An 8,252-nucleotide genomic window follows, 5' to 3' on the forward strand; every position below is an offset into this window, starting at 1 on the left:
TCATTGAGGCGCCATGCGGATGGCGCCGTCGAGGCGGATGGTCTCGCCGTTCAGCATCTCGTTCTCCACGATGTGCTTTCTGTAACATGGCGATGCGTCACGTAACATATTCTGTTTTATATCAGCAAATTAGTGATTTTAGGCATAACCTTGGCTAACATGAAGGAACGCCCGCTCACACGCGATCCGTTACCCAATTCGTTACCCAAGGTTACCCATCATGCCCAAGGTCAAGCTGACCGCAAAGGCCGTTGAGAATGCCAAACCTCCCGCGCCCGGCCAGCGCTTGGAACTGTTCGACGCTTCCATGCCGGGCTTCGGCCTGCGCATCGGCGACTCGAACAAGTCGTGGTTCGTTTTCTATCGGTTTGACGGTAAGCAGAAGCGCCTCACCCTCGGGCATTTCCCGGCGCTGGATTTGGGCAAGGCGCGAGAGAAGGCGGCCGAAGCGCTGCGACAGGTGGAGACTGGCACCGATCCTGCTGCGGCGAAGCAGGCCGCCAAGGACAAGGCGCAGGCTGCCAAGGAGCACAAAGCCCTGACGGGGTATGCATCGGGGTCGTTCGGCGCCCTAGCGACCCTCTACATCAAGCAGGAATGCCCAGCGCTCCGCAGAGGCGGGGAGGTTGAGGCAATGATCAATCGGGCAATCCTGCCAACCTGGAAAGATCAGGTCGCGGCCGACCTGCGTCGCAAGGATCTCGTCGCGCTCCTAGACCCGATCATCGCAGCCGGGCAGGTCCAGAAAGCGCACAAGGTCCGCGAGATCGTCATCCGGGTCGTGAACTGGTCAGTTGATCGTGGCGACCTGGAGGCAAACCTGCTTGCGAGCCAGAGCCGGGGTAGGAAGCGTAGCGGTGTCCTGCAACGTCACAACCGGGACCGGGTGCTGAACCCCGACGAGCTGCGCGACATCTGGTTGGCCTGCGATGACCTGATCGGCCCCTTCCCAGCGCTGGTCAAGGTGCTGATCCTGACCGGCCAGCGACGCGATGAGGTGAGCGGCATGCAGCGCCTCGAACTGGACCTTGACGCCGGGATGTGGACTATACCGTCGGAGCGCTACAAGACCGGCGTCGCCCATGTGGTGCCGCTGGTCCAAGCGGCTTGTGACATCATCGCCAGCCAGCCGAAAGTCTCCGACAAGTTCGTGTTCACGACGGTACCCGACAGCGGATTCAGCGGCTATAGCTGGGCCAAGAAGGTGCTCGACAAGAAGGTGAGGGCGCGGCGCGCGACTGAGGGCCTTGAAGATCTGCGGCCCTGGACGCTGCATGACCTGCGCCGCACCCTGCGCACTGGTTTGTCCGAGCTGCGGATCGGAAGCGATATCGCTGAACGGGTGATCGGACACACCATAGGTGGCGTGAAGGGAGTTTATGACCGGCACGCTTATGTAGATGAAAAGCGCGATGCTCTGGAGCGCTGGGCAGCAAGGGTTTCCGAAATAATAGCCGGATGTGCCTGACTAGAAATCATGAACCCCAGTATTTGCTCAACGCTATTCGTGAACGTCTCGCTCTCACTGCCAGCTATTCCAAGATCGCTAGTAAGTAGGCGTAACTTTACGATAGCGTCACCATGCGTTTTTGGAGCCGTTGCGTGGATGAGCATCGCCAGCTCGGCGGCATCGTCGGGAGACGCGCTTTCTATCTGCCGCTCTGCCTCGGAAAAAGTGAGGTCGATGCCGGGCAGTACCGAGGTGCCGGCCTGCTCCACTGCGTCAGCACACTTGCGCTCTCCTGCGATGGGGGTATCCTCCGGGTCGATCTTCATGGGTTTGCAAGCCTCACTGGGGATCACGTCATGATCCGGTTTCGTTTCGGTTTCCGGCTCTGACAAGGCGCCCGGCTGTCTCACCAGCCGGGCGTTTGTCGTTTCGCCGGGGCGAATCAGGCGACCGCTTGGGCCTCCTGCGGCACGAGGGGGATTTGCAGCCCCCACACCATCTCCAGTTCCGCCGCCCGCGCTTCGCATCGCTCAGCATCGGCCAGCAGCATCGCGACACAGGCCGCCGAGTAGCGGCCCGACAGCGCCATGGCATCCGCCCTCTCAGCGGCGGCTCGGTGCCGCAGCTCGGCGGGTTGGAGGTGGAGGATGTACGGCAGGTGCAGGGACGCAGCCGCGCCCTTGCACCCGCCAACATCGGCGGTATGCTCTCCGTTGATCATCATCGCTTTCCTAGGGCTTTGCGTGATCAGTCTGCGCTCGGGTAACCGGCCTGGACAGGGCGTCCGCTTATTGGCGTAAGCGGGCGCCTGTCAGCCCCTTGCGGGGATCAGGCGGCCTGGAGTTCGGCGATACCGCCGGGGAACACCAGACACGTTGCCGCCGATCGGAAGTTGCCCACGTCCGAGCGGTAGTCGGCCGGCAGATCGACGCCGTGACGAGCGAAAGCCGCGCGGGTGCGCTCCCAGGTCAGATCGAAGGCGGGAGTGCCATAAGCTCGCGGGTCATGAGCCAGGACCCGGCCGGCGCCGAGCACCGCCGCGCTGATCCGCAACAGGCCGGCGGTGTCGCTCACCAGTTCGTGCAACGCCTTGTCGGCCCCCTCGGTCATCGCGTGCGCGAGGCCCGTGTCTTCGGTGGCATGCAGTAGGATCAGCAGGTCGGCCCAGCAGGCATCGACCTCGGCCTGGGGGACACCCTTGTCGAGCATCGCCTGCTTGTACGTAGAAAAGTCGATGTTCGCGACGCGAATACCCATGCTCATGCTCCTCAGTGTTTGCGCCGGTTAGGGGCGCGGGTGATCGCCGCTATCCCGGTCACCAGACTGGCGATGCCAGCCAAATCGGGATCGGCAAAGCTGTTCTTCCGAAGCTTTTTCTTGGTATCATCGATACGGCGGTAGACCGTGCCCGTAGAAAGGCCGCGTCGGTCGGAAAACTCGGTCACCGATTCCCCGGCGCCAATGCCGACCAGGGCCTCCGCTTCTGCCGGAGTAGCCCCCAGCGCTTGGCGAACTGCCGCGCCAACCTCAGACAGGTCTTCACCGAACCGCGCGGTCGCGATGATCGCCGTGCCGGCCGACTGACCGGCGCTGATCGCCATGATCAGCGGATCTTGTCTCACGCGGCGAATTGGGACATAGGCCGCCGGGACGATGCCGCTTGCGACGCTCTGGACCGCATGTTTCAGCACCAGATCGTCGCAAGCATCCGTCGCGCCAATTCCGTTGCCGTCCATGCTCACGACGCCGTCACCGAGGTCCAGCATTTCGAGAAAGCTGGAGTTGGCATGCAGGATGCTGCCAACCCGATCAACGAGCGCCACGGCAAGCCCCAGGCTGTCGAGAGCCCATTCCAATCCTCGAATCTCCTGACGCAGTCGGAGCATGCGGGTAACGCCTGTGCAGGTCTCCAAGCCGTGGAAGTAGTGTTCAAGGCCAGAAGCCTTCATGTCGAGACGCGCTTGTACGCTGACGCCGTTATCCAAACGAAAGTGAGACACAAGCATTTTGCCCCACTTGTAATCGTTCACCCAATCAAGGTTCGGGCTGTTTTCTCGGACCTCTATCGCGCGACGCAGCCACTTCTCTGGCGTCTCTCGTGCTACCGGGTTGCCAGTCATTCCTTTATCAAGCAACCGCCAAAACAGAGAGGAATAGGTATCGTCGTCATTGTAGTCGCAGCACGGCATCAATTGCCGCTGCGCATGGTTCGCAAGAAGAATGTGGTCGTCGCTACTGAACGCCAACACTGCGCCTCCGGCCGCATCTGTGACGCGAACGATTTCGGCTATCGGGGCCGGAAGGTCGTCGATGCGTTCGAGGAAGGGCATGGCGATGCTCTTAGGTAGTTCCAAGCGCAAGCTAACATTCCGGTAACAGAGGGGACACATAATTTTATGGCAATGGAAAGACCGACACAATTATGCGCCCTGCATATCGGGATATTCACTACTTTTCCGTTCGGCTCCCGCCAGCAAATCGCCAATCCTATTTTTGGGATTCTACCGGCTGCGCCCTGATATCCTCGCGGACTATGCTCTAATCAATGCGGGCGTTTTGCCTTTCCTTTTCTGTTCGGGCGGCAAACCTTATTTCAGACGCGCCCGAATGGCAGCCCGACAACACGGCGTGGTCTGCCCGGCGTGAGACAAACGGCGCAACCGCATATCCGAATGTTCAAAATTTCACCCCTGTAACGAGTGTCGAAATTTGTGACGATCACGACAGTTGTTCGCGGGCCTCAGCGCTGGTAGGGATTGCACGTCCCCAAACGATGCCGACTCGAAGCGAAATGCGCCCCTCGACCGCCGCCGCCCTGTTCGCCGCCGCCTCGGCCATCACCTTCACCCTGTCGCAGGTGTCGGGCAAATTCCTGGGCGCCAAGCTCCCCTTCGCCGAGCTGGCGTTCTGGCGGGCGGCGTTTGGTCCGCTGGTGCTGGTCGGCCTGTGGCGGGCCGGGGTCGAACTGGGCAAGCCTCGCGATCCATGGGGCTACGTTATCCGCTGCGGCCTGGGCGTGGTGGCGCTCTACGCGATGATGTATGCGCTCACCAGCGGCGCCCCCATCGCCCTCGTCATCCTGATCTTCACGGCGCGAGTGCTGCTCTTTCCGGTAGCCGCACGCCTGATGCTGGGCGAGCGGTCAGGCGCGCGGGTGTGGGCCGCCGTGGCTGTGGGGTTCGTCGGGGTGCTGGTCTCGTCCTGGCCGTCCCTGCCGAAGCCTGAATTGCAGCTCGGGCTCGCGGCCGCCTTCGCGGCCTGCGTCCTGACAGCCGGGTCGCAGACCGCCGTCCGTCGGCTGACCAAGACCAACACCGCCGGAATGATCGTGTTGGTCTACACGCTCGCGTCGGTGGCCGCGACGCTACCGGTCGCCGCATTCGACTGGGTCACCCCTCCGGTGGCCGGCTGGCCTTGGCTGGTAGCTCTGGGGCTGTTCGCTGTGCTGGCGCAATGGACCGCCGCCGCCGCGTTCCGCCGGGCGCCTGTGGGCTTCCTGGCGCCGTTCGACTTCTTGGGCGTCCCGACCGCCGCCGCCATCGGCTACCTGCTGTTCGGGGAGGTGCCGGGCGTCTACATGCTGGTCGGCGGCGCAATCACGCTGCTTGCCGCCTGGGTGGTGGTTGCAGCCGCCAAGCCAGCACGACAGGAATCGGCGGTGCCGGCCCGCGCCTGATAGGCGATGTCCCCATGGGAGGAACCGATGCCAGAGAAAGCGCCTGCCCGCGTACTCGCTCCACAGCCCGTCAGGGTCCAAATTGTTTACGACTATGGATCGGGAGCGGTTGAACGTGAAGTTGACTATCTCGGGTATCGGCGCGAAGGAAAGCAGATGCGCGAATTGATGGTTCGCGGGATTGGCTTGAAGCGCTCTTATTCTGTCGCCGTTCCTGACATTATATCCATCACAAAAGGCAAAGACCGGCATAGCCCAATCTCTTCTAGGTACCAGCCGCACAATCTAGCCATTGAGTTTCACGCCTTCATTCTTGGCGATCCCATCCCCTCAGAAATATACAAAGCCAGCACGAGGCGTTGACCTTGGAAAGCCCCGCCCCACCGGCGGGGCTTTCCGTTTCACGCCCGCCGCTCGAACAGCGCCCGCTCGGCCGCGCGCCGGGTGACCAGCCCCGGCAGGGTCACCTTGGCGACGATCCCGGTCTTCTTGTCGCGCACGCTCGCCTTGACCCAGGCGCCAAATTGCCCGGCAGCCCCGGCGTAGTCCCGGCGGTTCAGCAGCTTCAGCAGCGTCGATCCGACGAGGCTCCCGGCCCCCAGATTGAACACGAAGGAGGCGAGCGCCCCGCGCTGGTCGGCGTTGATCGGGACCGTGACCAGTCGGTCGACGGCGGCGGCGGCCTTGGTCAGGTCGTCCGCCAGCAGCGCCTCGGCCTGGGGCTCGGTGATCCGGCGCCAGCCGATGTCCGCCTCGGTCACGCCGGCCGTGTGGCCGTAGCCGATGGTCGGCACCCCGGCCGGGCAGCGGTAGGCGGTCAGGTAGAGGCCTTCGGCCTGCTTGACGAGGGCGATGGCGGCGGCGCACACGGGCCGCGTGGTGGTCGTGGTCATGGTGGATTCCTCCGGACATGAAAAAGGCCGCTCGAAGCGGCCGGGTCGGACTGGATTGTTGTCGCGGGGGTCAGTCGGGCCAGACCAGCGGCGGCAGCTCGGCGATCATCTCGGCCGGGGTGAGCGACGCCCGCTCGCCCGCCAGCACCTCGGCCAGCACCGCATAGCACCGATCCCAGACCGCCGAGCGCCATGCCCGCGCCGCCCGGCCCTCGGCCTGGAAGCGCGGCACGGACGCCTCGCCGGCATAGGTCACGCAGGTGGCCATGCTGTCGTACCCGCGCGTGCGCACCGCCGCGTCGAGGTGCTGCTGCACGGCATCGGTGACCTGCTGCTGGAGGAGCGCGCCAGCTGCCGTGATCTCTTCGGCGGTCAGGTCCACCAGCTCATAGGTGACGCTCACCGCGTCGGCGCCGACGGTCCAGTCCGACAGGGAGCGGCGCACCGCACGCTTGCCGGTGACGGTCGGCGGCTCATCGACCAAACGGAGGATCGTCCAGCCAGGGCACAGGGCGGCCCAATCCTCGGGCGTCCAGAGCGTCCAAGCCTCGATGGGGTGCTGGATGCCGCCGGGGCCGACGAAGGGAATGGCTCGGTCGAAGCTGGCCAGGACGAGGCCGCCGGACACAATCGCAACAGGGGGGAGCATCGCGTTTCCCTCGCTCATTGGAGGTTGGTGAAGACCTGACGCACCTGCGTGCTCGCCGGGGACAGCGTCGCGACCCGCAGCCACGTCGCGTTGTCCGTGGACGCTTCGAGATAGGTCGTGGGCGAGATGCGCGTGGTCTTCGGATAGATCGCCACGGCACGGATCGTCCGCGTCGGCGACCCGATCAACGTGTTGAAGTCCACGGCGATCCAGGAGTTGGACGCCGAATTGTCCGCCGTCGACCACGTCGTCGAGGTGTTGCCGTCGATGGCGTTTGATGCCGGAAAACCGGAATAGGCGCTGCTCGCCGTGATCGCGTAGATGCTGCTGTTTTCGTTTGCCCCCGAAGCGTCGGCGGTCGTGAAGAACTCGACCTCGAAAAGCTCCACGTAGCCGGACGCCCCTTCGTAGGGCGCGCCGGAGAAGAACAGCCGCCAGTATTGGGCGTCGGTTGTCATCGACGCCCCCATCATCATCTCGTCGAAGCCCAGCACGGTCAGAACCCTTTCACGGCGAGGGCGTGGATCTCGGTCGCGCTGACGACATGGCCGACGATGCGGTCGGTCTTGCCGGCCGCTGTCGAGAGCGTCGGAGCCGTCCCGTTCGGGAATTTCCAATAGCTCCCCCAGGACGCCGTCCGGCTGCCGGTGCCGTCCTGTTTGGCGATGATGGTGATGGGCTGGCCAGCGGTCAGGTTGGTCGGATTGGCGAAGGTGGTGGCGCCCGCCAACGTCACGCTGAAGTAGTTGCCCTGGTTGGCGTCGATGGTGACCGTGCTGGCCCAGGTCAGGGCGACGATCTGGCCGCGCACCGCCTTGCCGAAGAGCACCGCGCCCGTGGCCAACACACGCCACGCCTCGACAGCGGCCCCGGTCACGAACGCGACCACCCCGGCGCTGACAAGGTACAGGCCGGTGCCAGCCTCGCCGACCTGGAGGCCGGGCGTGGCTGCCGACCCCGCAGCCGTGCGCAGCCAGCCCGTCAGCGTGCCGCCGGCCAGCTTGAAAAAGGTGGCCACCGCCGAGGCCGGCGTCACCGCCTTGGTGGTCAGCACGCCCGCCGCCGTCTCGGCGTCCGTAGCCGCCGCCATCAGCCCGTCGTTGCCCGCAGGGCCAACCGGCCCCAGTTTGCCGCCGAGCCCCACCGTCCAGGCTGTCGGCGTGCCGCTGCCCGTCGTGCCGCCGGTCGGAACCGACAGCACCAAGGCGCCCGTCCCGGTGTTGTAGCTGGTCACCGACCCGGTCAGGCTGTTGGCGCTGTTGGCGGCGTCGGTTGCCACCACCCACATGCCCGGCACAAAGCCCTTGCCGGTCTCGACGGTTAGCGTCTTGACCCCGGTGCCGATCGCCACGCTGTTGGTGGAGCTGGTGGCCACCACAGCCGCCCCGACGGCGGCGGCGCGCAGCCCCAGCTCCACCAGCACGTCGTTCCAGAACTGGTCCCAAATCTCCGTGTAACTCCAGGGCAGGAAGTCGGCCAGCGTGTAGCTCCGCCCGTTGAAGATGGCCATCAGATCAGCTCCTCGGCGTTGATGGCCCAGCCGTAGCGGCCGAGCGAGGTCGTGGTGATGCCGACCGTATCGGT

The 8,252-nt window shown here is 64.5% G+C and carries 10 protein-coding genes; 2 read left to right on the forward strand and 8 right to left on the reverse strand.

Annotation, left to right across the window (positions count from 1 at the left end; translation table 11 throughout):
- The first annotated feature begins 220 nt into the window (after positions 1-220).
- The gene (locus EJ913_RS31010; protein ID WP_127005190.1) at positions 221-1,468 is read left to right on the forward strand and encodes a tyrosine-type recombinase/integrase; all 1,248 of its coding nucleotides are present in this window, start codon (positions 221-223) and stop codon (positions 1,466-1,468) included.
- Here the strand turns inward: EJ913_RS31010 and EJ913_RS31015 are convergent.
- The 4 genes from EJ913_RS31015 to EJ913_RS31030 form a co-directional block, all read right to left on the reverse strand.
- Positions 1,393-1,776: a hypothetical protein gene (locus EJ913_RS31015; protein ID WP_127005191.1), complete on the reverse strand. Its 384-nt coding sequence runs from the start codon at positions 1,774-1,776 to the stop codon at positions 1,393-1,395. The genes EJ913_RS31010 and EJ913_RS31015 overlap by 76 nt on opposite strands.
- 116 nt (positions 1,777-1,892) lie before the next feature.
- The gene (locus EJ913_RS31020) at positions 1,893-2,174 is read right to left on the reverse strand and encodes a hypothetical protein (protein ID WP_127005192.1); all 282 of its coding nucleotides are present in this window, start codon (positions 2,172-2,174) and stop codon (positions 1,893-1,895) included.
- A gap of 104 nt (positions 2,175-2,278) precedes the next feature.
- Positions 2,279-2,707, reverse strand: a complete 429-nt coding sequence (locus EJ913_RS31025) for a hypothetical protein (RefSeq protein WP_244939571.1) — start codon at positions 2,705-2,707, stop codon at positions 2,279-2,281.
- 11 nt (positions 2,708-2,718) lie between these two features.
- A complete protein-coding gene (locus EJ913_RS31030) occupies positions 2,719-3,780 on the reverse strand; it encodes a helix-turn-helix transcriptional regulator (protein WP_127005193.1) in 1,062 nt (353 codons plus the stop codon).
- Between the two features lie 443 nt (positions 3,781-4,223).
- On the opposite strand from EJ913_RS31030, the gene EJ913_RS31035 reads away from it, so the two are divergent.
- Positions 4,224-5,126, forward strand: a complete 903-nt coding sequence (locus tag EJ913_RS31035) for a DMT family transporter (protein WP_244939572.1) — start codon at positions 4,224-4,226, stop codon at positions 5,124-5,126.
- A gap of 401 nt (positions 5,127-5,527) precedes the next feature.
- On the opposite strand, the gene EJ913_RS31040 is transcribed toward EJ913_RS31035, so the two are convergent.
- The 4 genes from EJ913_RS31040 to EJ913_RS31055 form a co-directional block, all read right to left on the reverse strand.
- Positions 5,528-6,019: a lysozyme gene (locus tag EJ913_RS31040; RefSeq protein ID WP_127005194.1), complete on the reverse strand. Its 492-nt coding sequence runs from the start codon at positions 6,017-6,019 to the stop codon at positions 5,528-5,530.
- A gap of 70 nt (positions 6,020-6,089) precedes the next feature.
- The gene (locus EJ913_RS32260) at positions 6,090-6,668 is read right to left on the reverse strand and encodes a hypothetical protein (protein ID WP_211099086.1); all 579 of its coding nucleotides are present in this window, start codon (positions 6,666-6,668) and stop codon (positions 6,090-6,092) included.
- 14 nt (positions 6,669-6,682) lie between these two features.
- A complete protein-coding gene (locus tag EJ913_RS31050) occupies positions 6,683-7,162 on the reverse strand; it encodes a discoidin domain-containing protein (RefSeq protein WP_127005195.1) in 480 nt (159 codons plus the stop codon).
- Between the two features lie 2 nt (positions 7,163-7,164).
- Positions 7,165-8,178, reverse strand: coding sequence for a hypothetical protein (locus EJ913_RS31055; RefSeq protein ID WP_127005196.1), 1,014 nt, complete (start codon positions 8,176-8,178; stop codon positions 7,165-7,167).
- Between the last annotated feature and the right edge of the window lie 74 nt (positions 8,179-8,252).

This window comes from Azospirillum doebereinerae (assembly GCF_003989665.1).
GTDB classification, from domain to species: domain Bacteria; phylum Pseudomonadota; class Alphaproteobacteria; order Azospirillales; family Azospirillaceae; genus Azospirillum; species Azospirillum doebereinerae.